Raw genomic sequence first — 26,226 nt, 5'->3', positions numbered from 1 at the left:
TTATTGGAATTTATTAATGCTATAAAAGGAAAGGTGCTACTATTGTATAGTAGCACCTTTCTTAACAAAAAAACCTGTAATTCAACTATTTGGGGCGTTAGCACAAAAACTAAAAATCAGTTTTTGAAGCTTTTTTTAACTTTTCAACCTTCCGTTACCGGGCACTTTTCTAGAGTTACGATAAAAATTCAATTTCTCAATTTTTAGTGCTGATAAATTGGACTTTTTACGCTTAATTACTTTAATTATTTGCTAATCTCCTTCAGTAGTCTCCCTTCTTTGAATGGATAAATAAGAAAGAAACAGAATGAGCTCAACTACACGAGTTCCCATTCTGTTCCCTATATACTTATTTAATCGCTTTTCCAGATGAGCCAAATAATCTTAACTTTCCAATCACTGTTTCTTTAACGGATGAACGCCCTTTTGCTAAATAATCACTTGCAACATATAGCTCTTTGTTTTGGTTTAATTCCTCGCGTACAGTCTTAGAAAAAGCAAGATGATTGTCAGCATTCACATTAATTTTTGCTGTCCCTAATGCTATTGACTTTTTGATTTGTTCGGGAGGAAGGCCCGAACCACCATGCATAACTAAAGGTATTTTCACAGAATTACTTATCTCTTCCATTTTATCAAAACCTATTACAGGTTCACCTTTATATGGCCCATGCGCAGTCCCCAATGCTGGTGTCAAACTATCAATCTTAGCATGTTTTACTAATTCTATACATTCATTTAAGTCAGCATAGACCGGGCCTTCAGATTTCAAAATACCTTCTTGCCCGCCAATGCTTCCCAGTTCCGCCTCTACAGTAACTCCTTTAGGGTGGGCATAATCAACAACTTCTTTTGTCATTTTCATATTTTGTTCAAATGGAAAATGAGAACCGTCTATCATTACCGAAGTAAATCCATTATCAATAGCAGATTTACAACTTTCCACACTTTGACCATGATCGAGATGAAGAGCTACTGGAACAGTTATATTCATCTCTTTCATTAACGATTTTATAATAGCACCTGCTACAGAATAACCTCCTAAATATCTGACTGCTTCTTCTGTAACACCCAAGATAACAGGCGATTTTTCTTCCTTTGCAGCCTCTAACACAGCTTGGATCCACTCCAGATTGTGAACATCAAAATGCCCAATCGCGTATCCTCCATCTAAGGCTTTTTTTAACATATCCCTAACTGAAACTAATTGCACTTTATCGCCTCCAAACTTCATACTTTAGAAAATAGCTATTATCATCCTAATCAAGTTTAGCCAAAATTCCCCTAATAAAAGCTGGTTCGTCTTTAGGCGTTCTTGAAGTAATTATGTTCTGGCTTACGACAACTTCCTGATCCAGATATGTCGCGCCACTGTTTATGACGTCATCACGAATTCCTATAAAGCAAGTGGCTTCTTTATTCCTCAGAATATCTGCACTGATCATAACCTGGGCTCCGTGGCAGATGCTTCCGACTAATTTAGAACCCTTATTTAGGTCCTTTACGAAATCTACGGTAGCCTGATTGATACGCAGTGTTTCCGGGGCGCCGCCGCCAGGAATGATCACAGCGTCATAATCCTTAGCGTCAGCCTCTTCACTAGATATTTCAGTCACATAGGAAACTGTATTTTGCTTGCCGGTACAAGTAATTCCCTTTTCGTTTCCAATAATTACAGCCTCATGGCCAGCTTCTTTAATAGCTTCATAAGGATTTTTCATCTCCGAATCCTCAAAATCCGAAGCTAACAGAAATGCTACTTTTGCCATCGTCCTGCCTCCTATTTAATTTAATTTGTCAAAATCAAAAAACGGGTTAAGGAAAACTTCCCTTAACCCCTATTTCAAATCAATTAAACTTCTGCTTTAATCTGGGATAAGTCAAGGAAATATTCATAAGCTTCTTTATCAGAAAAGCCATCGTGAACTACTTTGTTGACAGCCTGGATCATTTCTTTAGGATGCTTAGACTGAAAAATATTTCTCCCCATATCTACACCTGCTGCTCCTCCCTGAATGGAGTTATATGCCAAAGTCAGTGCATCTTGCTCAGGAATTTTTTTGCCGCCAGCTACTACTAAAGGCACTGGGCAGGCAGCTGCAACTTTTTCAAAGTCATCACAGTAATATGTTTTAACAATTTGAGCCCCGAATTCTGCCAGCATTCTTGTTGCTAGAAGGAAGAATTTGTTTGTGCGTTCCATTTGTTTTCCGACTGCTACCACACCCATTGTCGGGATAGAATATTTTGAGCCAAGATTGATTGCTTTATTCAATTCTTCAATCGTTTCTTTTTGTCCATCTGCTCCAATGAATGTTTGAATCGCTATCGCACTTGCATTCATTTTGATCGCATCATCAATATCAACTACCATTGATTCATGACTTAAATCATCCTGGAGAACACTCGATCCAGAAGAAGCCCTTAGTGCAATTGCTTTATTGTAATTTGCAGGCACACTTGTCCTGATTGCCCCTCTCGTTCCCATAAGACAGTCCGCATATTCTGCTAATTCAGGGATTAGCAGGTCTAATCTTTCTAAACCGGAAGTGGGTCCCATGAAGTAACCATGGTCAAAAGCTAGCATTACTGTTTTTCCAGTTTTCGGATTAAAAATCCTTGATAACCTATCTTTCATTCCCCAATCTAAATTTGCAGCACCTTTCACATGGAAATCCCCATTATTGGCAAAAGCTACATTCTCCCCGAAGTTTTTTGCATCTTTGTTACCTATTACATCAGCCATTATATAATTCTCCTCTCAATCTTTTAATCTATAAATAATATAATTGATTATCCTTTAAAAATCGTAATCATTTGTATTTTCTTCTGTAAATACGATTCTTTCTGGCAATACAATGATTCCTGAGTCTTCTGCTTCATAATCATAACCTTGGACAGAGTTTGGCTCCATTTCTACTTCGGCCATGCCAGGCACTTCAAGTGTATCGCCAACTTTCATTTCATTGCCACTGGCAAGATGATAGGCAATATACACCGCAAGTGCACCCTGATCTGTTACATCCCAAAGGCCATGGTTAATAATCGTTCCATTTTCAATAAATTGTCTCATTGAGTTAGGTGATGCAAAACCAGTGATGATCAAGTCCTCAGCGCTAAGTCCTTTGTTCTCCGCTGCCTGCGCCATTGCCGGTAATGCAGTGGAATCTGGTGCGATTACAGCATCTAAATCAGGATATGATTCGATAATAGATTCACCAATTTGCAGTGATTTCTGTTCATCGCCTTCACCAAATTGCTTTGTTACAACCTCCCAGTTAGGATATTTGTCAGCAATGTACTTTTCAGCATAATCAACCCAAGAGTTTTGGTCAGGAACTGTAGGACTTGAGTAGAACCATGCAACCTGTTGTTCCCCATCTGGATCATCCATTTGCTCTGCTGCCATATCTACAAGCATGGCTCCGAGAATTTCTGGAGTACCCTGGTTGACGTAAACAGATCTGTATTCCGGATCGACGTCAGAGTCCCAAGTGACTACCTCCACTCCAGCATCCAAAGCTTTCTGAAGCGCCTGGTTCAATCCATCAGATGATACAGAAGAAATGGCAATTGCATCTGCACCACTGCTCACTGCACTATTAATGATTTGAACTTGATTTGCAACTGTTCCTTCTGGAGTACCGTCATATTTAACATTGAAACCTATCTCTTCTGCCATCGCCTGTGCTCCATCATTTCCAGATTCAAAAAAGGCATTTCCGGTCATTTTTGGAATGAACACTACTTCGATATCACTTGCATCTGAATCTGAACTTCCTGACTCCCCATCAGCGGCAGCATCGCCATCATTTGAACTGCAGGCAGCTAATGCCACTATCAGTAGCATCATCCCAAACGCTAAAAATCTCAACTTGAATTTTTTCATTATACTTTACCCCCCGATATTTTTTTGGGACTTACTAACTTCCTAACGTTACTCTTGAACTCTGGAGAAATTCCCAGTATTGCTACAGATATGATAAGAAGCGACCCTGTCGCCAATCCGATATACTGGGTTGAAACTCCTCCCATTTGCAAACCTATTTGCATGAAACCTACTATTATACTTGCCAGCGCAGTACCGACAACACCCCCTTTACCTCCAGTTATCAAAGTACCTCCCAGAACTACCACGGTTAAAATAGGCATTAAATATTCTCCGCCAAAATCGGCTCTGGCACTTCCTAAATACGAAGTCAGCATCACTCCTGCAACTCCAGCACTTATACCTGATAACACGTAGGTACTGGCAATCACCTTTTTGGTGTTGATTCCAGAATATTCTGCTGCATTCTGGTTGATCCCTGTTAAAAATATGAATCTGCCATATTTGGTCCGGTGCAAAAGAATATATGCAATGACAAACATGACAACAAACAACACAACTGAATTAGGTATACCGAAAACAGTACCATATGCGATATTACTGAAACCCTGTGAGAAGCCTGATATCCCTTCATAAGCACTGACACCTGATAGACCTACGAGCACGATGGCGATACCACTGTATAAAAGCATTCCTCCAAGTGTAATAACCATCGCCTGTACCCGTCCATATGCAATCAGGACTCCATTAAGCAGTCCGCATAATCCCCCAGCTAAAATAGCCAGTACTAATGCAACCCAAATATTAAGACCGACTACCTGGGACAAAATTCCAACTAACACAGATGTCAAGCCGATAATAGAACCTCCGGATATATCGATGCCACCAGTAATCATCACCAATGTCACAAAGAACCCAATGATCGCAATCCCGATAAAGTCATTAAAGCTATTCAACAATATTGATATATTCCAGAATCTGGGATTGATTAGACCAAATATCAAAATTTCTGATAATAGAATAATCAGTAATGCCATATTCCACTTGGGTATTTTACTTAGCATATTCTACAGATACCTCCTCTTCATGAAGGACTCTTGCTCTCAATCTTTCCTTTTTAGCTTGTTTATTCGCTTTTCTGGCTAGCAGTGCATCACTGACAACAATGACAATTAATAACGTACCGGAAATTGCATCATTCCAAAAAGCAGGCACCTTCATATAAATCAAAGCGGAATTAATCGAAATCATGATAATCGCACCAATCCCTGCACCGATTACTGATCCAACCCCACCGCTGAGGGAAACTCCACCAAGAACCGCTGCAGCGATTACCGTCATTTCAATACCAAGACCTGCAGTTGTGGAAATGAACCCGATTTGACTGGCAAATATCAATCCAGCCAAAGCCGAACATACACCAGAAATAACAAATGAGTATGTAACGTAACGCTGTACAGGAATCCCTAGCAATATAGCACCTTCCTTATTATCTCCAATCGCAGAGAAATACCTTCCCTTTTTATTCTTAGTTAGGTACAAGTGGACCAATATCAAACCGGCAACAACCAAAATGGATAAAAGATTGATTCCCAGCACATTTATTTGTGCTATCTGTTTAAATGCTACCGGTAAATTTTCCACCCATTGTCCATCAGTATAAATAACCTGAACCACCCTAGTTATTTCAAGCATCCCCAATGTCATGATAAAGGATGAAATTTTGAGTTTTGTCACTCCTAAACCATTGATTAACCCCACCAAGCCGCCAATTCCAATGGCAACAACTATTGCTAACAGAATACTTCCCCCATCACGGAGAATCAGTCCGCTGACTGCTGCACTCAAGCCTAATATACCGCCCACAGATATATCGATGTTCCCTGTCAAAAGAACGAATGTCAGCCCAACTGCAAGTACAATGTAAAGCAAACTGCTTTTCAGGGAGTCATGGATATTACCCAATGACAGGAACCCCGAGTTGACTAGACCGACTACGACGAATATAGCTACCAGAAATACAAAAGTCCTGAATTCCCGTTTTTTAGTTATATTTTTAAACTTTTGCATATGCTTCACTTCCTTCATATGTTCCAAAAGCAGCCATCATCAGATTAGTTGCGTTGATTTCATTGAACCCAAGATAAGCATTACAGTTCCCACGATAAATCGAGTAAATTCGGTCACTGATCCTTTCCAGTTCTTCAAGATCCGAAGATATTAGCAAAATCGAAAAACCTTGTTCCTTTAATTCAGTGATAATTGAATAAATGTCGCTTCTTGAGGTCGCGTCAATTCCCCTTGTAGGCTCATCCATGATGATTAGTTGCGGGTTAGTCGATAAAATCCTGGCAATGACCGCTTTCTGCTGATTCCCCCCGGAAAGTGACATGATTTCCTGATTCTGATCACTAATCTTTATTCTTAATCGATCGACATATTTGCTTGTGACTTCCTTTTCATATTTAGTGTTAAGAAAAGCCCTTCCTCGTTTTATTACCTGTGCAGTGATATTATTTCTAACGGAACTTATTGGGAAAATCCCGTGCAGAAACCTGTCTTCCGGTATATATGCTAATCCGCTGCGGACCGTTTCATTAATTCCCAGCTTTGTAATGTTCTTATCATTCAGATATACTTCACCACTGTGGACTTTAGTTATCCCATAGATCGCCTCAGCAATTTCTGTCCTCCCTGCACCAACAAGCCCTGCAATTCCGACTACCTCTCCCTTAAATATGTCGAAACTGATATTTCTGAAACCATCACCACTAATGTTGTCGACTTTTAAAATCGGCACATCCTTGGAACGATCTATATTTTTCTTTTCAAATTCATCTTTATACTCATTATCACTGCCTTCAGGTAGTAGCCCTTGAATCAGTAGATCTTTTGTGAAATCTTTGATATCCCCTCTAAGTGTCACCCTTCCATCTCTTAGAATCACTGCATGTGTGGAAATCTCAAACACCTCATCCAACCGGTGAGTTATGTAAAATATGCCTACACCATCAGCCTTCAGCTTGTGTATCACTTTGAACAGCGATTTAGTTTCGGAAAATGTCAAAGCACTGGTAGGCTCATCCAGAATTAATATTTTTGCATTCCTGAGAAGCCCTTTAATGATTTCAAGCTGTTGCTGTTCTGCTATAGTCAGAGAAGCCGCCAAACGGTTCAGATCTATTTTCCACCCAAGTTCTTCAACTATTTTTTCTGTTTCTTCCTTTATATTGATTTTGCCCGAAGAGAACCCAATCGAAATATTTTGTTCGACTGTCATATTCGGGAACAACAAAGGCTCCTGCGGCACTAAGTAAATTCCTTTTTCATGAGCTAGATACGGATTGAAGCTTTTTATCTTCTCCCCATTTATCTTTATTGTTCCATCATCCACCTTATGGACACCGGTCAGTATTTTCATTAAGGTACTTTTCCCAGCGCCATTACCGCCAATGATTGAAATTACTTCATATTCATTTAGATCCAGAGAAACACCTTTCAACACTTTGTTTTGACCAAAACTTTTATGGATTCCTTCCAATTCAACCAGTTTTCCTCCACTCTTCATTTTTACCCCCCCCTAACAAACATGTATGGATTTATTCATTCAGCCTCAAATGAAACCGCTTACTAGATTGATTGTTTTCATTATAATTCAAAACATTTTATTTATCAAGTATAATTTTATTATTTATTAGTTTTATTTGATAATTGCAAAAAGTATTTTAATCAATATAATGAAGAAATACCAAAACAACATAATAAACACTTACATAACCGTATACTATGTTCATACGTAAATTTAATCCGTAAAATAGTTAACAAAATATAATGTTGACTGTCGATCCATTTGCTGATATATTTATCTTATGTTCAAACATTTTATTTATATAAAATATTTTGTAGCAAAACTAATTTCAAGTTAAAAATTATAGAACAGAGAGTGATTGATAACTATGCCAACATATGAAGACAACTTAATCGTAAAAATTGCATGGAAATATTATAAAGAGGGACTCACCCAAAATGAGATTGCAGAAGTTATGAATCTTTCTAGGATGAGAGTCATTAAATATCTAGAAAAAGCAAAAACAAATAACATCATCCAATTTAAGGTTGACTTAAGCAAATTGGAACATCTCGATCTGCAGAATGAAATAATACAAAAATACAACTTGGATGACATTTGCATTGTTCCAGCATCAAACGGTCATATATCTGACAGCCTTACAATTGCCGCATCCCAATACATTGAAGACAGAATCACCAAAGATACAATGATAAACGTCGGATATGGTGAATCTGTTTCAAAGACACTTGGGCATTTGAATATCTCGACGAAATACAACGTAACATTTGTTTCATTATCAGGTGGAGTGAAATTTTTCATGCCAACAGCAATTGATAAAACATCGGATTATTACACAAATCCTAATTATAATCATTTCATCATTCCATCACCATTAATGGCTTCCACAAAGAATCTTGCAGAACAATTGAGACTAGAAAAACCCATAAAAAACATATTGGAAATCATCCCGCATTCCCATATCACCATTGTTGGTGTTGGAGCTTTGAATGAACGCGCAACGATTGTAAAGGAAGGGCATTTAAGTTTAGTCGATGTTGAAGTATTAAAATCTAAAGGCGCCGTTGGGGATATTTTAAGTCAATTTTATGATATTAATGGTAATATTTTGGATTTTCACTTGCATGAGCAACTGATAAGTACAGAGATAGATTTGCTGAAATCAATGAATCATGTTGTAGCAGTAGCAGGGGGGCTTGATAAAAAAGAAGCTATCATAGGAGCACTTAAAGGGGGGTATATCGATGTCTTGATTACCGATGAAGAAGTTGCCCAAAGTTTACTCAAAAAAGAATAATTAGGGAGAGGGAGATGACAGTGGAAAAATATTTAATGGCAATTGATGCCGGTACTGGCAGTGTCAGAGTAATATTGTTTGATACCCACGGTAATGAACAGCATGTTTCTCAATCAGAATGGGTACATAAAGAAGATTCAAGATACCCGGGTTCCATGGATTTTGATGTAGAAACGAACTTCAAAATCATAACACGGTTAATCAAGGAAACCCTTGCTAAAAGCAATGTCAATCCAAAAGAAATAATATCTATCTCTACGACAAGCATGCGTGAGGCAATCGTCTTATACGATGAGAATGGCAAAGAATTATGGGCATGTGCAAATGTTGACTCGCGTTCCGACATGGAAGTAAACAACCTCCATAAAATCAGTGAGAGTCTGGAAGCTGAAATTTACCAGTTATCCGGCCAGACGTTTTCTTTAGGAGCTATCCCTAGAATTCTCTGGGTGAAAAATAATATGCCTGATATTTATGAAAAAGTTAAATACGTAACCATGCTTAATGACTGGATAACCTACCGCTTGACAGGTGTCATTTCCGTGGAACCATCAAATGGCTGCACCTCAGGGATTTTCGATATAAAGAAACGTGTTTGGGAGCCCGAAATTGCCGATAAAGCAGGACTCAGAACTGATATATACCCTATCATACATGAAAGCGGCACTGTCATCGGCAATCTCACAAAACAAATGGCAACGCTTACAGGTCTAAATACTCAGACATTAATCGTTGCAGGTGGCGGAGATGCTCAACTAGGATGCCTAGGCATGGGTGTCATCGACGAGGGGGATGCAGCTGTACTGGGCGGCAGCTTCTGGCAATATGAATATACGACAAGAAATGTGCAATTGGATGATGAATGCAAGGTTAGGGTAAATTGCCATGCGGTTCCAGACACCTGGCAGTATGAAGCTATCGCATTCTTTCCTGGTCTTGTAATGAGATGGTTCAGAGACACTTTCTGCGAACTCGAGAAACATATTCAAATTGAAACTGGAGAAAGTATTTATTCACAGATGGAGAAGCGGGCAATCGACGTACCTGCTGGAAGTTATGGTATGCTCAGTACGTTTTCCGACAAGATGAATTATATTTCTTGGAAACATGCAGCTCCGGGATTCCTTAATTTCAAGCTCGATACAGATAAATTCAACAAAGCAACATTTTACAGAGCCATTATGGAAAATGCAGCCTTTGTCACCAGAGGAAACATTGAGACTGTAAATAGCATTACCGGTACTTCCCCAGATTCTATCATCTTTGGAGGCGGTGCATCCAAAAGTGATCTATGGTGTCAAATTCTTTCAGACCTACTGAATAAAACAGTGAAAGTACCAGTAGTCCGAGAGTCAACCGCACTCGGTGCAGCAATTTGCGCAGGAGTAGGAGCACAAGTTTATGATAATTTTAGTGACGCTATTTCAAAGGTCGTCAAGTTTGAAAAAACATATCATCCAATTGCAGAAAACAGTTCAGTTTATGACCATTTGTACAAGAAATGGGAAAAAGTCTACAGTAACCAACTACGTTTGGCAGATGACGGCATCACTGAACACATGTGGATTGCACCTGGACTATAATAAAATATGAGGAGTGTTGAAAATGGCAATTATTAATGAAAATGAAAGAGAATACCGATTTGGAGACAGCGGGCCGAAGTATCTGCAAAAAGGTCCTAGAATGAATTTTGGTGTCGTTGTATTGAAGCCTGGAGAAGACTTCAATGCACACTATCATAATATCATGGAAGAAAACTTCTTCGTACTGGAAGGCGAACTGGAAATTCATATCGATGATGAAGTTTTCCACTGCAAAAAAGGCGATTTCATCCATGTGGAGCCGAAAAAAGTCCACTACCTAATCAATTCTGGAGATACTGATTTCAAAGCAGCTTTCATGCTTTCGCCATTTCAAGAAAAAGATAAAGTTGAGGTAGACTATAAACCTTATAAAAAGCAAGTTAATGGGTAAATACATTCTTTATAAACTTCAGCAAATAAATACGTAAATGAATATAGATTTGGGGACTTTTCAACCGCTTCTTGATAAGCAGCAGAAAAGTCCTCAAGTTATTTAGAGTTTGAAATTGTGTTGAAACGAGGGGCCAGACCTCCATGTCCCTCAATCTAGAGGAAATAAGTCCTCGATTATCTGTATATCTTTTGGCGTCAATTGAATAGAAGCAGCCTTTAAATTACTTAATACTTGATCCGTGTTCCTTGCACCTGGAATAACTGCATCAATTGGCGCCCGGGTTAAGTAAAAGGCTAAGACAATATGATGAATTTTTACATCATATTTTTCGGCAATTCCACGAAGGTTTTTCACTTTTTCAACATGTTTCATGAACACGTCATCCTGAAATTGTGGTCGTGCTTTATTTTTATCAGAAATGACGGTTTCTTTTGTATATTTTTCTGTCAAAAGCCCTGATGCCAAAGGATAATAAGGAACAAAAGAGATATCATTCTCTAGCATAAATGGAAAAATTTCTTTCTCTGCTGAACGGTCAATTAAATTATAGTTTGCTTGAACTACATTGAGGTATCCATCTTGATTCGCTTCTTTTAATTGATCCATTGAAAAATTGGAAACACCGATTGATCGAATTTTCCCGGCTTCTTTCAAGCGCTGCAACGCACCGATAGCCTCATATTTCGGCGTGTTTTCATCGGGGAAATGGATATAAAATAAATCAATTACATCGGTCTGCAGGCGTTTTAAACTTTCATCTACAGCATTTGTAAGGAACGCTGGTGAGTTGTCCAGAATGATACCATCGTTTGTAAATTTATGTGCTCCCTTTGTAGTAATGACAATACCATCTCTGCTATTATTTTCTTTCAATGTTTTTCCAATAATTTCTTCTGAAACACCCTTACCATAATAATAAGCTGTGTCAATAAAATTTAGGCCATTTTCAATTGCTGTGGAAAGAACTTTCCCTCCGTATTCAGTATTGGTTTTCTTATTTTCTTCATCAATTTTATTTGCCCCTAGTCCAATAGGATGGATATTAAGCCCTGTTTTTCCTAATTCAACTTTCTCAATCATAAAGAATCCCACCTTTCTTGATTTCATTTTATTTTAAAATTGCGAATATATCTAGTAATCGGCTTTATGACAATTGAACAGTAACAGGTATGGTAATACAATGGAGGATGGTCATTATGGAGAAGTCGAGGTTGTTTACAGCCATAAGAATGTACCACTTCTACCATGTTTTTTACCAGCGCTTGTCGTAAGACTTACCACTCGTTGCCAATGAGTTTACCAATGGGGTAACGTTAAGAATTTACAAATTTTGGTTTACAGATTCCTATAAACAGCTCACAAGCAACTTAGAAACACAAATGATCCGTACGTATGCATGTATTTCCAGATTCTCAAGAAGAACAGATTACTACCTGAAAGGGATTAATGATTAAAGATATAAAGTGTCACCATGTTTTAAAATATAAAGGGGAAATAACAAAAAGCGCTGAGTCAGAAGCTCAACGTGCAAGCGGGAGCAGTCTTACTAGTAGCAACTCAAACTCTGGTTCCTATTCAAGTGACCAGGCTGCATCAAGCTCGAATGTATATTTTGAAAGTTTGCACATCTGCAAGGAATGCTGGAGCAGCTCCTGTTCGGAGTTGTGATCCTGGTTATGCTAGTCATTTTGACAGGGAACGGAGATGGGATTGGATGAATATATTTAATATACTATTTAATAAGACTTATATTATATTAACCTTGCTCATGCTTTAAAACGAACAATTTACCGTAGAATAGTAGTTTATTTGACAGAAAGAGCATCGTTAACTTCTCGATTATAGGTCTTTCTATAAATAAATTTAAATGGGACAAGCTTATCCCCCAAAAATCCTGATATATCGAATATATGAAAATACCAATTTTATAAAAATTTAGGCTGCAAGAATCAATCAACTCTCATCGATTCTTGCAGCTTCTAGATAATTCACTTTATCGTTTTAAAGCTGTGGGGCAAGCACCAAAATCCCATTAATCAAGCTAAGAGGTTTCGTTACATCGTTATTTAACTCACCTAAAGCGCTGGGGGGTCTGACCCCGGCCGGATTCTCAAATCCCCCAAGATTCCCCATGTTTTAGATAGGTCAAAAAGATGGCAAGACTGGAACAGCTTCATTATAATAATCAGCTTTACCAACCCTGAATACATCAGTATTTCTTCTAACCTTCAAAAATTCCAATCCAAAATTAAATTCATTCCTTACTTCAGCAAGATTTAACATCGATAGCTTTGCCGGAGTGGATTTGATAGTTTCCGGATTAAAAAAATTATGACGATCAAGAGGTCGATAAGCAAATACGAAAATAATATTCTTTTCCATTTTCCTTATTAAATCTATAAAGGAATCCTTATCTGGAAAGTCTACTTTAAATTTTCTTGCTGCTAGTGATAGGGTGGATTCTTCCTTATTCACTTCTGGTTTCTTAATTTTTTGGATGATATTGTTATAATAATCTTCTAATATCTGACCGTTTACGTGAATTCCTTCATACAACATACGCATGGAAGTTTCTATTTGATTTGCTAACACTCTAGTGTCTCCGCCAAGTCCATCCTTTACATGAACGAAAAATAATTCTTCTTCTTTTTTAACTAGCAAATCACAAATCTCAATGTTTTCATAAAGTATCTTATCCAAGACATAGACATCGGGTAGTTCATTATGGCCAAAGTTAAAATCTCCCTCTTTTTCATCCTCATCTGTCCAATCATTGATATCTTCCAACTTAAACTCTTGGTTATATACATTAGTAATGTTTGTTAAAAATTTCGAGTTAATCTCTTTAACAAATTCTCGTTCCAGGTAAAGCCATACACCATCTCGTAACCAATATGTTCGGTCTTCATGCAATACATGTGCTTCAAGGTGACTGTATAGTGTCCTAACTATTTCTTCTCCATCTTCCACAGTAGCTATTAATTTAATTTCATTAATAATCGATAATAAATCTGAGATTTCTTTATCAAAAGAAATATTACCCTGCAAATGTCTAATAATATCCTTTTCATTTTGATAGTTTAACCTATTACTTTCTCCAATCTGTATATAATGCAAATCGAACACATTATAAAAAGGAACTATTTTTACACCATTATCTCTATGCGGGTCTTCCAAATAGGCTATTAACATCTTCATCAAACGCTTATCCAGCTCTTTATTTAGTGGATCCTTTTTGTTTATCTGGTATATTGGATTGATTGCATAACCTTCCTCTTTTAATAATTGAGAGATATTGTTTAAAAAAATATCAAGCTCGCGCAACGTTAGTGATTTTGATAATTTAATAGAGTCTTTGGCCAGAAAACGAAAGTCTTCTTTTTTCGTCTTTATTTTAATTCCTAATTTCGCTTCTATTGTCTTGGATGGCAACGCAGTATATATTTCTGAGAAATACTTATTAAATCCTTTTTCAGTGTCTACCGAAACCTTTTGATGATAGAGATAATTCCCACCCACTACATTTCCAACAAGGTGACGGTCATTTATTTTCTTTATTACGCTATCATTTCTTTTTATAAGACGAGATAATAATTCCATACCAAAGTCAAAATTTTTGTCGTTTTCAATTACACTGTATCCGTGCCCTCCTGTAGCAACAAATGAACCTTCTTGGAGCTCTAAAAACAGAACATAAGAATTGTTTATATTGTCTACTGCACCTAAGTCATCAACAAGTTCATTAAGAGCTTTTGCCCAAGCTGGTTCAGTTTCCGCTGCCCTAGTGTATAACCTATATTCTTTTATATTAGGAAAGTTCACATCTGATTTGTTATTTTTCGTCCTAAACTGCTTGTCCTCTTCTTTATCCTCATTGAATTCATCAATTATCTCCTGCCAACATTTGTCTGTCTTTAATTGATAAATAGTATAGTTGCTAGCACTCACGTAAGTTACTCCCTTCGAATGAAGATTATGAATTTATTATATTATAACACAATAATACAACATATTGTGCACATTAAATAATTATCCATCAATATATAGTGGAAGTTCGAAAGGGAAATTTACATAAAAATTAGCAGAAAGTTTTCTTCGTAGCGTCCAATAGACTCGCCCAGAATCGTAGGTGGTACTATTTGACCCTTACGCATTATTGCAACTAAGAGACCCATTGATGGCGCTACAGTTGTGTGCCCCAATTAACCGACAATTTTCACCACCATTCGAGAAGTTACAGCACACAAAATTATAAGATTTTAAACAATTTTTATGGAGAGTAGTCCAATAATAAACTAGCAATCTTACAGTCCACTTCCGTATCTATATTAGTTGATTTCATCAGTTTCATTTTATTTCACGAAATAGTACCTCCTAATTTTTAAAATATATAATCAAAGGAGAGTAAATCATCGATTCACTCTCCTTTTTAATTGTGAACTTTAGCACATACGTGATGGGGGTCAGGCACCTAATAGGATTTACATAGTGGCCTTGTTCATGCTTTAAAACGAACAATTTACCGTAGAATAGTAGTTTATTTGACAGAAAGAGCATCGTTAACTTCTCGATTATTAAGCCTTTCTATAAATAAATTTAAATGGGACAAGCTTATCCCCCAAAAATCCTGATATATCGAATATATGGAAATACCAATTTTATAAAAATTGACGCTGCAAGAATCAATCAACTCTCATCGATTCTTGCAGCTTCTAGATAATTCACTTTATCGTTATTTATCTCACCTAACGGAAGCGAAAAAACCCTCCCCGCGCTTCCTATCCAAGCTTAGCAGCGTCTTTTTCAAAAGCTTCGATACTATCCTGCGCTAATGGTTTGTCCATCATTTTTTTGATAATATCCAATGGCACGGTTACTGTGTGTGCACCAGCAAGGAAACTATCAATAACTTGATTGGTATTTTTATAACTTGCACCTAAAATTTTCGTTGGTAGATTCCGCTCATCATAAAATGCACGAATTTTGCTTATCACTTCGTTTGGATTTATATGATTATTTTCCATTCGATTTATATAAGGTGCCACATACGCACAACCAGCAAGTCCGGCTAGAATTGCCTGATCTGCTGAAAAGATTGTTGTACCCAAAATGGGAATATTACGATCTTCAGCTTTCAATTTAGAAATTAATTGTAGTCCTGCTGAGTTAATTGGTACTTTCACAATTATACGTTCTGTTGATACAGCCATAATTTCCTGTGCACTTTGATATAACTGTTCTAGCGTATTTCCTGAGACTTGAACGAAGACATCTCCTACCGTCGCCTGCAGAATTCTTTCTACAGATTCCCTCATGGGTACTTCTTCTCTCAATAGTATAGTCGGATTCGTAGTTACACCTTTTATAATTCCATATGTTGTTGCTTCTTTGATTTCATTTAAATTGGCGCTATCAAGATACATCTTTCTACCTCCTTTTGAAGCATAGTGTGCGGCCTCCAACTTTTTGGAAGCAAAAGAACCGTCCCTATGCTTCCTACTAGTTATCTATTTTTACTGCTTTTGGTTTTCGTTTTTCGAAGGTGTAGATATAATTAAAGCCGGCTTCTTTAGCCATCTTTAGTGCTTTATTAAGATGAGATCCAACGGTTTCTACACGGTGGGAATCAGATCCAATAGTCAAGATTTTTCCACCAAGTGATTGATAGAGTTTTAGAATGTCCATGGTTGGAAAAGCTTCTAGAATCTTCATATTGGAAAGTCCCGATGTATTAATTTCGATTCCAATTCCTCGCTCGATTGCTTTATTTAAAATTTTTTTCAAAATATCTTGAAAATGGTCAAATTCATAATTGCCTTTCGTTTCTATGGCATAGCGCTTCATTAAATCCAAATGGGCAATAACATCAATATCCGCTTCTGATACAAGATAATAAACTTCCTTGAAATATCCGTGATAGACATCAATTGGATCCTTTTCAACCATATACTTCCTAAGTTTTACTTCTTGAATATTATGTACCGATCCAAGGATAAAATCGAAGTCAAAGTTCTGCAACGCTTGCTTATATTCATGCTTCATTAAATGGGGTTCGCACAGTTCAATCCCTGCTTTAATAACTAAATTGTTCTTATACTTTTCACGGGCACTATCAATTTGAGAAAAATAACGTTCGAAATTCATATGGCCATATGTCGGCACATGAGGATTTACTGAAAAGTGCTCTGTAAAACATATTTCATTAATTCCTCTTTTTACCGCTTCTACGCAAACCTCATCCATGCTAGCTTTTGAATCAAATGAGTTATCCGTATGGTGATGATATTCGGTCAGATACATAATACTTCAACCCCTCTCATTCATTTAAACATTAGCACCCACATTCGACAAAATTCGGGGAGTGACAGGCACTGTTCGGTTTTTTATTGAGGTTTTTTCGTTTTTGGTGGTTTGCTTATCTCTTTATTTGGCTTTTAAAATGTTATGCTAAAAAGGTAACCTGATGACGAAGGTTACCTTTTAAGTGTACATGTTATAGTAATTCTTTGAATTTCTTTACAACGTTTTCAACGGTGAATCCGTATTTTTCGATTACTTCATTTCCTGGTGCGGATGCGCCGAATGTGTCGATGCTCATAACTGCACCTTCTCTTCCTGCGTATTCTCTCCAGCCGAGTTTGGAGCCCATTTCGACTGTTAGGCGTTTTTGCAGGTTGCTTGGCAATACGCTTTCTTGATACTCTGCTGACTGTTTATCAAATAAATCCCATGATGGCATGCTGACAACATTCACAAAAATCCCTTCTTCGGCCAGCTTCGCTTGAGCCTCAATCGATAAAGAAACCTCAGAACCAGCAGCAACTAAAATACCAATAGCTTCTCCTGCAGCTTCAGAAACAACATATGCACCTTTTCGTACACCTTCAGCTACCAAATCCCCCGTAGTACGTAAGGTTGGTAACCCTTGTCTTCCTAACACGAGCATCGTTGGATTTCCCTTTTGTTCGATTGCTATTTTCCAAGCTTCTCTGGTTTCATTTGCATCAGCTGGGCGGATAACAGATAATCCGGGCATTGCTCTGAATGCAGCCAGCTGTTCAACCGGTTGATGGGTCGGTCCATCTTGTCCAACTGCTATTGTATCATGTGTAAATACATACGTAATCGGTAATTCCATTAAAGAAGCAAGGCGTATTGCTGGACGTAAATAGTCGGAGAAAACAAAGAATGTACTAATGAATGGGCGCATGTGATGCAACGCAAGCCCATTTGCTACAGCCCCCATCGCAAACTCTCTTACTCCAAATCTAATATTTCGCCCGGAGTAATCGTTACTATTTAGGTCAACATATTCTTTTAATCTAGTTTTCGTTGAAGAGTCCAGGTCAGCAGAACCACCAACCAGTTCCGTGATGCTGCCAGCTAATGTATTCAAAGTTTCACTTGCAGCAACACGAGTCGCTAACGTATCAGCTTCCGTATAAACAGGTAAATCAGTATCCCATCCAGCTGGAAGTTTTCCGTCTATAATGCGATTTAATTCCCCGGCAAGCTCTGGATACTTATCTTGGTACGCATCAAATAATTGATTCCATGATTCCTCTTTTGCAATTCCATTTTCTTTAATACTGCTAAAATCTTCATAAACTTCTTCAGGAACATGGAATTCTTCATAATCCCAGTTATAAAATTCCTTCGTACGTTCAATTTCTTCTTGGCCAAGTGGATCACTATGTGCATCATGGGTTCCTTGCAGCGTCGGTGAGCCATAGCCAATCACCGTCTTAATTTCAATTAAGCAAGGTCGCTCCGTATCAGCTTTTGCTTCTTCGATTGCTTTCGTTATTGCTTCGATATCATTACCATCTTCAACACTTAAATACTGCCAATTATATGATTCAAAACGTTTTTTGATGTCTTCGGAAAATGATAGGCCAAGGCTTCCATCTAAACTAATATCATTAGAATCATACAACACAATTAGTCGCCCAAGTTTCAAGTGACCCGCAAGTGATGCTGCCTCATAAGATACACCTTCCATTAGATCCCCATCACCACAAATCGTATACGTGTAATGATCAACCACTGGGAAGTCACTCTTATTATATGTCTCAGCCAAATGTCTTTCAGCTAAAGCCATCCCAACACTCACAGGAATACCTTGCCCAAGTGGACCTGTAGTTGCTTCCACACCCGGGGTTACGCCGTATTCCGGATGCCCTGGTGTTTTGCTTCCCCATTGTCTTGTATTCTTTAAGTCTTCGATCGTTAAATCAAAACCGGAAAGGTGAAGCAGATTATATAATAGATTGGACCCATGACCAGCAGATAATACAAAACGATCACGGTTAAACCAGTGGGGATTTGATGGATTAATATTCATGATATTCTTCCATAAACTATATGCCATCGGAGCAGCTCCCATTGGCATGCCTGCATGTCCATGTTGTGCCTCTTCCACACTGTCAATGGTCAATGTTCGTATCGTGTTAATTGATAATTCGGATACAGTAGAATGTAATGTTGTCATCGTAATACCTCCATTTTTTAGTAATACATCTATCTATAAAAAGGGGATGCCAATTAATATTGCTTGGTTCACTTTTAATGAACGTCGACATCAATGTGGCTCCCCCTCCTAACTAAATTACTTTCTTATCGGCCTTTTCTTCCGTTTTATTCTTTCTGGATGGGATTGCCATCAACGCTAGAATTACGATTAAACTAATAACAATTGCAATTGGGCCAGCATAGTTAGCAAGTGTACCGAAGAAGATACCACCTATACCAAAGTCAGCATCAGAGAATGTTGTGTTAGCAAAACCTAAATCTCCCAATACTGGCATTAAGAATACTGGTAGGAACGAAATGATGATACCGTTTACAAATGCACCTGCAACTGCACCTTTATATCCACCGGTTGCATTACCGAACACCCCTGCTGCAGCACCTGTAAAGAAGTGAGGAACTACCCCTGGTAAAATAATAACGCCACCTGTGAAAATCATGATTACCATACTAACGATACCACCAACAAAACTTGCGAAGAAACCAATTAATACCGCATTCGGTGCGAATGGGAAAATGATTGGTACATCAAGAGCTGGTTTTGCATTTGGCACGAGTTTAGTAGAAATACCTTTAAATGCAGGTACAATCTCTGCCAATACGAGACGAACCCCAGAAAGGATAATAAATACACCTGCAGCAAAGCTACCTGCTTGAATCAGTGAGAATACCAAGAAGTTCGTACCAGCACTTAATTCTGCTTCAATAAATGTAGGTCCTGCAAATAGTGCTACAATCACATACATAACTACCATCGTTAAGGCGATACTTACTGTACTATCACGTAAAAATCCTAAGCCTTTTGGAAAATTAATATTTTCAGTAGAGTTTTCTTTGCTTCCTTTAAATAACTTTCCAACCAATCCACTTAATGCATAACCAACTGCACTGAAGTGACCTAATGCCACATTGTCATTACCAGTCAGTTGACGCATAAACGGCTGAAGAATTGCTGGAGATAGCGTCATGATAATACCTAATGCAACAGATCCTGCTGCTATCAATCCAAATGTGTTAAATCCTGCTACAGCCATGATGACAGCTAACATACATGCCATGTAAAGTGTATGATGCCCGGTTAAAAAGATATATTTAAACCGCGTAAATCTTGCAATCAGAACGTTGACAACCATACCAAAGAACATAATAAGTGCAGTATTTGTACCAAATTCAGTTAATGCCAAAGCAACAATTGCTTCGTTATTCGGAACGACACCGGAAACATTAAACGCCTCCTGGAACATAGCTCCAAATGGTGTTAGAGCAGTTTGCAGGATTCCTGCACCTGCTGAAATGACGAGGAAACCAACAAATGTTTTTGTCGTCCCTTTCATCGTGTCAGACAAATTCTTTCTTTGTGCAGCAAGTCCAATTAGTGCGATAAGGGCTACTAATATCGCAGGTTGACTCAAAATATCAATTAATGTACTCATAACCTATTCCTCCCCTATTACCTCTATTTTTTTATTTTTAAAGCAATCCTCTTTCTTCCAAAACCTGTTTTACTTTTGTTCTTAATTCATCCATATCAATAATACTTTCCATAACAACTACTTCTCCAAGATGTTCGCCACCCTCAGCAATATCTTTTGCAAGGAAGAAGACATCCGCATCTGCTGGTGTTGCTGAGCTTAAGTCAGAATGAGAAACTTCAACACCTGTAACCCCCAATTCACCTAATATTTGATTGATGTTCATTTCTACCATAAAACTTGTTCCTAATCCTGATCCACATACGGCTAAAATTTTCATTACTTGCTCTCCCCTTTTTTTATAATTTCAATGACCTGCTCTGCAGTTTCTGCATCCTTAATCGCATTCAGCAGTTCATCATCACCTAATATTCTTGTCAACTGTGCAAGTGCCTTAAGATGTGCTTCACTATCGATGGCAGCTAAGCAAATAAAAATATCAATTTTATGTGCTTCCTGACCCAGAAGGAATACCGGTTTCTTCGTTCGCAGGAAGGACATGCCCAGCTGATTTACACCATTTTCAGGCCTTGCATGTGGGATGGCTATTCCTTTACCAATATGAATATAGGTCCCAATTTCTTCTACATTTGTTATCATGGCATCCACATATTTTTGTTGCACTTTATTGGATTCGACCAATGGCTGGGATGCTTGTAGGATTGCATCTTTCCATCCTAAATCCTCATCAGTAAATTGGATGGTATCTGTTGTTAATAGTTCCGAAAGCATTGGCTTATGAGCCCCCTTATTCTTATTCTGTGAGTAAAATAGTTGTACAAGTTCAGAAAATAATTTGTTCTCATCTTTGATTTCCGTATGCTTTTTAATAACTTCCATTAACTGATCGACTGAAAAATTCCGATCGTTTAGTCTAGGAAATTGGTTTACTACAGACTGGATTAAATAATTTTTTTCCACTTGAGATAATAATGGCTTTACAATAAATACAGGTTTAACAGAGATTGCATTAACCGTAGAAAACACAACATCATAGCTGGTTGTCGGTATATCCTCAAGCTTTTCACCCGTTGGTATTCTTGTAAAATGGATTTCAGGAAACATGTCTTTAAGCTGTGCTTCAAGCATGATGGAGGAACTTAGGCCATTGGAACAAACAATCAATCCGTTTATTTTTTCGGATTTTAATTTCTTATCCCTTTCCAAAAAACCACCAAAATGAATGGTAAAGTAACCAATTTCGGCTTCACTTATTACTTTCCCTGTCCAAAGAGATAATGGAGCTAATGATCGTTCCACAAAATGAAACAGCTCTGTATACTCTGATTTAATCGTTTGCGTTAACGGGTTAACAAGCGGAATTTCAAATGTGATTCTAATAAATGCTGGAACAAGATGATTGAACAAACTTTGCTTTAAAAATTCCTTCTCCTTTATTGGCAGCAAGGTATTTTTTTCGAATTCATCGATAATCTGTCCTGCTAAAACTTCTAAAGTGGGATTGTCTTTACTTGAAACCTCTTGAAGTGCTATTAGTAACTGGATTGTCACAAAATAACTTTCTCCCCCACCTCCTTCAGGTAGTAATTTATGAGCAAGTTCTTTCCCGAATTTAAATATGCTCTGCCTCTCCAATAGCTGTTTTTCGAATTCGTTGAACAACAATCCTTCGCTTCGATTACGTGCCTTGATGAATGCAAGATGAACAATCATCTCAGACTTTCTACTTTTAACCAGGTTCACTTCTCTCTCTTTTAAAAATCCATCCACCAACTGTTGGGTTTCGACTAGAATCTCTGATTTCCCCCAGGACTTAAGTGCTAGAACAATAATTTCTTTCCCAAGAGGTTGGGAGAGCAAGTGATTAACACTGAACATGGCTAATCTCCGTCTGTCCATTTCATTTCCTTCGATGTGATAACCATCCGAACGGGTGTACAAAAATCTCGTATTCCAGTTCTCACAAACATCTTTTAATCTTTTCACGTCTGTAAGCGCAGTATTTTTACTTACACTTAGTAAAATTTGGAAGTGGTAATTGGAAACAGGCTCGTTTCGAATGAATGTGTACAAATAAATCAAATAGGCCCTATCTTGCTCAGAAATGAGAAACTGATCCGCATTCAAATCGAGAAGGAAATTTGTTTTAAGCAGTTTCTTAAGTTTCTTATTAATAACAATCAATTGATTAGCTATCTCTAACTCTGGTAAATCACGACTGCTTAAAACATCATTAACCTTTTGCAAATCATAATTTAATTGTCGTTCTGTCAGATTAAATTGCCTCATTAATTCTTGTTTTGTTAATTGGTCGTGTTTCGTTATTTCTTCAAATAGTTTATAGGATCTTTGATCAAACAAACTGTATCCCTCCACCTCTATTCATATTATAAAACGCTTACATTGCTTATACAACAACAATTAGACCCAACGAATGACAGCGATTACAACATCAATTGGGCTCTGACTATTGTTGTATTATTCCACTGCTCTCATTATACTCGAAGAGAACTTAACAATCGTATCTTTCAGAAAATAAACGTGCAGGAAAAAATTGGAGGTACTTTTCTTATGAATATAAAAGCAATCGCATTGGATATGGACGGTACATTATTAAATGATGAGAATAAAGTAGATGAACACTTGGTTAAATTAATTGGAAAAATACGAAGTCGTGACATACGTGTATTTATTGCAACCGGAAGAACTAAACTTGAAATTAATGACGTCCTTCCTGATGATCTACATGTCGATGGTTTCGTAACAGCAAACGGTATGAGCTGCTATACGAATACCAAAGCTATTGTTCAGCATACGTTACAAGCAGAACTATTGAAAGACGTTGTTTCTAGAGCACGTGAGAAAAATTTATATTATGAGATACATCCTAAAGATGGGATTCGCTTTGCAAAAGCGGAAGACCGAGCTTATTTGGAGGCGGAGGTTAACAAGACGCGACCTGATACACTTCTGAATAATGAATATAAAGCTCGACAAGACGCCATACGAGAGAATATAAACTGGGTGGAAAATTTAACTTTTGAAAATATCGTCAAGGTGTACTTTTTTAGTATGAATCCTGAATCGATTGACGATTGGAAAAACACACTGTACCAAATAAAGAAGCAAACAGATTTTTCCCTTTCTTCCTCTTCTCTACACAATGTTGAAATCATGGTCAGCAATGTATCCAAAGCAACAGCACTAAACATGTTACTGCAAGAATACGACATTTCCAATGAGAATTTAATGGTAGTTGGAGACGGAGAAAATGATCTCCCAATGTTTGAACTAGCTGCCTATTCCGTTGCCATGCAAAATGCAGAAGAAGTAGTAAAAGAAAAGGCAGATGAAGTAACAATATATACATACAGAGAGAATGGGCTATATGAATACTTAGCCCGAAAGTTCAAAGAAAAGGCATAGTTACTGAGGTGGTTCTAAAGAACAGGGCTTCAGGTTTCATTGTTCCATTTCCTCTGTATACCAGTATAAATGGAAGCACGAGGAAACGTCCCCTTGCTTCCATTTTATATAGTTAGAGCGATAGCGCCTTTAATGCCTTGTTCATCTTCTAGACTTGGGGCGACGATCAGCTCATCTACATTTTCTACTTCTAAGTAGCCATTCATCAATTCCAAAAAATTCTCCCTAACGATTGCATACAGGTTTTGCTGTTTCATCACACCGCCACCGATGATTATTCGCTCTGGCGATAACATCACAAAATAATTCAAAATTGCCTGCGCTAAATAGAATGCTTCCATTTCCCAAACCTTCTCATCATCTGCCAATAAAATACCCTTTTTTCCATAACGTGCTTCAATGGCTGTACCCGAGGCAAGGCCTTCTAAGCATGTTCCATGGTATGGACAGCTACCATTAAACGAGAAGTCATCTGAATGTTGTTGGACGAGAATATGTCCCATCTCCGAATGGTTTTTCCCTTGAAAGGTGTTGCCCTCTTGTACAAGTCCGGCACCAATGCCTGTCCCAACCGTAATGTATAAACAGCTTTTCACATCGCTGCCAATTCCATATTTATATTCACCAAGACATGCGGCATTTACATCCGTATCCAGAGAGAGAGGAATATGAAAGTCCTTTTTTAACCGGCCTAGTAGATTGTAATTCTTCCATTTTGGTTTAGGAGTATTTAAAATTGTTCCAAATGACTGACTATCTTTATTCAAGTCCACTGGTCCAAAACTGCCTACTCCCAGAGCCTCGATGGGATGATTATCGAAAAATTTCTTCACCTCATCTAACGTTTCATCCGGTTGGCGCGTTAGAAAGCTGACTTTATCGATAATATTCCCATTTTCATCCCCCACGGCACATACGAATTTTGTTCCACCTGCTTCGATACCACCTATTAGCATAATAAGCCTCCTTATTAGAAAAGCCCTATTAATTTAGTTAATAGGACTTACTGTTATTATATATTATACATGAGAAACAATAAATTCCGCTTCTCCAGAAAGTAAATATTCATCTACACCATGTGGTAGGATAAAATGACTTCCTTTCTCAATGGAGGTCGTCTTTCCATCTATCGTAATCTCAGCTTCTCCCTCAATGACACTAATCTGCAGGAAATCATTCTCTAATTTCTGAGATGCTTCCCCTTTCAGGTTCCAGTGATAAACTGAAAAATACTGTTCTTCAACCAGCTTATTAATCGCCAAGTCGTCAATATGTGTTTCCGTTTGCTCAGCGTGAGCATCCTGATGTGGAACAGTTGTCACTTCTTTGGAGCGTTCCAAATGTAGTTCACGAGTTTGCCCACTAGCATCTGCACGGTCGTAATCATACACACGATACGTAATGTCTGAACTCTGCTGTGTTTCGAGGATTACAATTCCCTTACCTATCGCATGTATCGTACCACTTGGAACGTATACGAAATCACCTGCTTTTACTTCAACTTTTTTCAGCAGGTTATCCCATTCCCCGTTATCCATCATTCTTTCTAGCTCTTTTCGAGTAGTTGCATGATGACCCAGAACGAGCTCGGCACCTTCTTCTGCACTTAAAACATACCAGCATTCTGTTTTACCATATGGGACATTCTCTACGTCACGCGCAAACTGATCATTTGGATGCACTTGAACAGATAAGTCATCTGCAGCATCGAGAATCTTGATAAGTAATGGATACTCTTCAATGTTATCAGCACTTTTATTGAATAATTCACCATGATCATTCCAAGCATCAGCAAGCGTTTTGCCCGCGAGTGGACCATTCTCGATGATGCTTGGTCCATTTGGATGCGCAGAAATAACCCATGCCTCGCCCGTTTTATCAGATGGAATTGTATAGTTGAATTCCGTTTGGAGTTTTTTACCTCCCCATATTCGTTCCTGGAAGACAGGTTTTAGAAAAATTGGTTCGTTGTACATATTATACCTCCTGAATCGTTAATCACTCAGCGTCCATTTGGAGCGTTTATGTATATTTTCTACCGTTTTACACCTTACTCATTTTCAAAAGCGATTCGTAACTATGTATAAAAATAGCTTACCACCTCGACAAATAAATAGAAAGAAAAGAGAGCACAAAGCCCTCTTCC

22 protein-coding genes are annotated in these 26,226 nt (G+C 37.9%); 5 read left to right on the top strand and 17 right to left on the bottom strand.

Annotation, left to right across the window (positions count from 1 at the left end; genetic code table 11):
• Nucleotides 1–349: 349 nt before the first annotated feature.
• The 7 genes from fba to ACFOUV_RS15365 form a co-directional block, all read right to left on the bottom strand.
• Nucleotides 350–1,213, bottom strand: coding sequence for a class II fructose-1,6-bisphosphate aldolase (fba, locus tag ACFOUV_RS15395; RefSeq protein WP_379497670.1), 864 nt, complete (start codon nucleotides 1,211–1,213; stop codon nucleotides 350–352).
• A 46-nt stretch (nucleotides 1,214–1,259) separates the two neighbouring features.
• A complete protein-coding gene (locus ACFOUV_RS15390; protein WP_379497669.1) occupies nucleotides 1,260–1,769 on the bottom strand; it encodes a type 1 glutamine amidotransferase domain-containing protein in 510 nt (169 codons plus the stop codon).
• 83 nt (nucleotides 1,770–1,852) lie between these two features.
• Complete coding sequence (lsrF, locus tag ACFOUV_RS15385; RefSeq protein ID WP_379497668.1) at nucleotides 1,853–2,746, bottom strand: 3-hydroxy-5-phosphonooxypentane-2,4-dione thiolase; 894 nt, start codon at nucleotides 2,744–2,746, stop codon at nucleotides 1,853–1,855.
• A gap of 54 nt (nucleotides 2,747–2,800) precedes the next feature.
• Entirely contained in the window at nucleotides 2,801–3,889 is a 1,089-nt protein-coding gene (lsrB, locus tag ACFOUV_RS15380) for an autoinducer 2 ABC transporter substrate-binding protein LsrB (protein ID WP_379497667.1), read from the bottom strand.
• Entirely contained in the window at nucleotides 3,889–4,893 is a 1,005-nt protein-coding gene (locus ACFOUV_RS15375) for an ABC transporter permease (RefSeq protein ID WP_379497666.1), read from the bottom strand. Before ACFOUV_RS15375 ends, lsrB begins: the two co-directional genes overlap by 1 nt.
• On the bottom strand, nucleotides 4,883–5,899 hold the full coding sequence (locus ACFOUV_RS15370) for an ABC transporter permease (protein WP_379497665.1): 1,017 nt from the start codon (nucleotides 5,897–5,899) through the stop codon (nucleotides 4,883–4,885). The genes ACFOUV_RS15375 and ACFOUV_RS15370 overlap by 11 nt, the downstream gene beginning before the upstream one ends.
• Nucleotides 5,886–7,397, bottom strand: coding sequence for a sugar ABC transporter ATP-binding protein (locus tag ACFOUV_RS15365; RefSeq protein WP_379497664.1), 1,512 nt, complete (start codon nucleotides 7,395–7,397; stop codon nucleotides 5,886–5,888). Before ACFOUV_RS15365 ends, ACFOUV_RS15370 begins: the two co-directional genes overlap by 14 nt.
• A 388-nt stretch (nucleotides 7,398–7,785) precedes the next feature.
• Between ACFOUV_RS15365 and ACFOUV_RS15360 the strand changes: the two genes are divergently transcribed.
• From ACFOUV_RS15360 to ACFOUV_RS15350, 3 genes are read left to right on the top strand one after another with little or no spacing between them, the layout of a single operon-like run.
• The gene (locus tag ACFOUV_RS15360; RefSeq protein WP_379497663.1) at nucleotides 7,786–8,715 is read left to right on the top strand and encodes a sugar-binding transcriptional regulator; all 930 of its coding nucleotides are present in this window, start codon (nucleotides 7,786–7,788) and stop codon (nucleotides 8,713–8,715) included.
• A 14-nt stretch (nucleotides 8,716–8,729) separates the two neighbouring features.
• On the top strand, nucleotides 8,730–10,298 hold the full coding sequence (gene lsrK / locus ACFOUV_RS15355; protein WP_379497662.1) for an autoinducer-2 kinase: 1,569 nt from the start codon (nucleotides 8,730–8,732) through the stop codon (nucleotides 10,296–10,298).
• Between the two features lie 22 nt (nucleotides 10,299–10,320).
• Nucleotides 10,321–10,689 (top strand): cupin domain-containing protein, encoded by a 369-nt coding sequence (locus ACFOUV_RS15350; protein ID WP_379497661.1) that lies wholly within the window; start codon nucleotides 10,321–10,323, stop codon nucleotides 10,687–10,689.
• Nucleotides 10,690–10,839: 150 nt separating this feature from the next.
• Here ACFOUV_RS15350 and ACFOUV_RS15345 read toward each other — a convergent pair whose 3' ends face one another.
• Nucleotides 10,840–11,772: an aldo/keto reductase gene (locus ACFOUV_RS15345; RefSeq protein ID WP_379497660.1), complete on the bottom strand. Its 933-nt coding sequence runs from the start codon at nucleotides 11,770–11,772 to the stop codon at nucleotides 10,840–10,842.
• Between the two features lie 523 nt (nucleotides 11,773–12,295).
• On the opposite strand from ACFOUV_RS15345, the gene ACFOUV_RS15340 reads away from it, so the two are divergent.
• Complete coding sequence (locus ACFOUV_RS15340) at nucleotides 12,296–12,469, top strand: excalibur calcium-binding domain-containing protein (protein WP_379497659.1); 174 nt, start codon at nucleotides 12,296–12,298, stop codon at nucleotides 12,467–12,469.
• Nucleotides 12,470–12,837: 368 nt separating this feature from the next.
• Here the strand turns inward: ACFOUV_RS15340 and ACFOUV_RS15335 are convergent, their stop codons facing one another.
• The 7 genes from ACFOUV_RS15335 to ACFOUV_RS15305 form a co-directional block, all read right to left on the bottom strand.
• Nucleotides 12,838–14,640 carry a DUF6119 family protein gene (locus ACFOUV_RS15335; protein ID WP_379497658.1) on the bottom strand — a complete coding sequence of 601 codons (1,803 nt, stop codon included), beginning with the start codon at nucleotides 14,638–14,640 and terminating at the stop codon, nucleotides 12,838–12,840.
• Between the two features lie 830 nt (nucleotides 14,641–15,470).
• Entirely contained in the window at nucleotides 15,471–16,115 is a 645-nt protein-coding gene (locus tag ACFOUV_RS15330) for a transaldolase family protein (protein ID WP_379497657.1), read from the bottom strand.
• Between the two features lie 76 nt (nucleotides 16,116–16,191).
• Nucleotides 16,192–16,992 carry a histidinol-phosphatase HisJ family protein gene (locus tag ACFOUV_RS15325; protein WP_379497656.1) on the bottom strand — a complete coding sequence of 267 codons (801 nt, stop codon included), beginning with the start codon at nucleotides 16,990–16,992 and terminating at the stop codon, nucleotides 16,192–16,194.
• A 193-nt stretch (nucleotides 16,993–17,185) separates the two neighbouring features.
• Entirely contained in the window at nucleotides 17,186–19,183 is a 1,998-nt protein-coding gene (gene tkt, locus ACFOUV_RS15320; RefSeq protein WP_379497655.1) for a transketolase, read from the bottom strand.
• A gap of 112 nt (nucleotides 19,184–19,295) precedes the next feature.
• Nucleotides 19,296–20,654 carry a PTS ascorbate transporter subunit IIC gene (locus ACFOUV_RS15315; protein ID WP_379497654.1) on the bottom strand — a complete coding sequence of 453 codons (1,359 nt, stop codon included), beginning with the start codon at nucleotides 20,652–20,654 and terminating at the stop codon, nucleotides 19,296–19,298.
• 37 nt (nucleotides 20,655–20,691) lie between these two features.
• A complete protein-coding gene (locus ACFOUV_RS15310; protein ID WP_379497653.1) occupies nucleotides 20,692–20,973 on the bottom strand; it encodes a PTS sugar transporter subunit IIB in 282 nt (93 codons plus the stop codon).
• The gene (locus ACFOUV_RS15305) at nucleotides 20,973–23,015 is read right to left on the bottom strand and encodes a BglG family transcription antiterminator (RefSeq protein WP_379497652.1); all 2,043 of its coding nucleotides are present in this window, start codon (nucleotides 23,013–23,015) and stop codon (nucleotides 20,973–20,975) included. Before ACFOUV_RS15305 ends, ACFOUV_RS15310 begins: the two co-directional genes overlap by 1 nt.
• 210 nt (nucleotides 23,016–23,225) lie before the next feature.
• On the opposite strand from ACFOUV_RS15305, the gene ACFOUV_RS15300 reads away from it, so the two are divergent.
• On the top strand, nucleotides 23,226–24,080 hold the full coding sequence (locus tag ACFOUV_RS15300) for an HAD family hydrolase (RefSeq protein ID WP_379497651.1): 855 nt from the start codon (nucleotides 23,226–23,228) through the stop codon (nucleotides 24,078–24,080).
• Between the two features lie 104 nt (nucleotides 24,081–24,184).
• Here ACFOUV_RS15300 and ACFOUV_RS15295 read toward each other — a convergent pair whose 3' ends face one another.
• Together ACFOUV_RS15295 and manA are read right to left on the bottom strand one after the other, a co-directional pair.
• A complete protein-coding gene (locus tag ACFOUV_RS15295) occupies nucleotides 24,185–25,036 on the bottom strand; it encodes an ROK family protein (RefSeq protein ID WP_379497650.1) in 852 nt (283 codons plus the stop codon).
• 63 nt (nucleotides 25,037–25,099) lie between these two features.
• On the bottom strand, nucleotides 25,100–26,056 hold the full coding sequence (gene manA / locus ACFOUV_RS15290) for a mannose-6-phosphate isomerase, class I (RefSeq protein ID WP_379497649.1): 957 nt from the start codon (nucleotides 26,054–26,056) through the stop codon (nucleotides 25,100–25,102).
• Nucleotides 26,057–26,226: the final 170 nt, after the last annotated feature.

Source organism: Oceanobacillus longus (assembly GCF_042650085.1).
Taxonomy (GTDB): Bacteria; Bacillota; Bacilli; order Bacillales; family Amphibacillaceae; genus Oceanobacillus; species Oceanobacillus longus.
The sequence above is the reverse complement of the archived record's forward strand: the minus strand, read 5'-3'. Positions and strand labels throughout refer to the sequence as shown.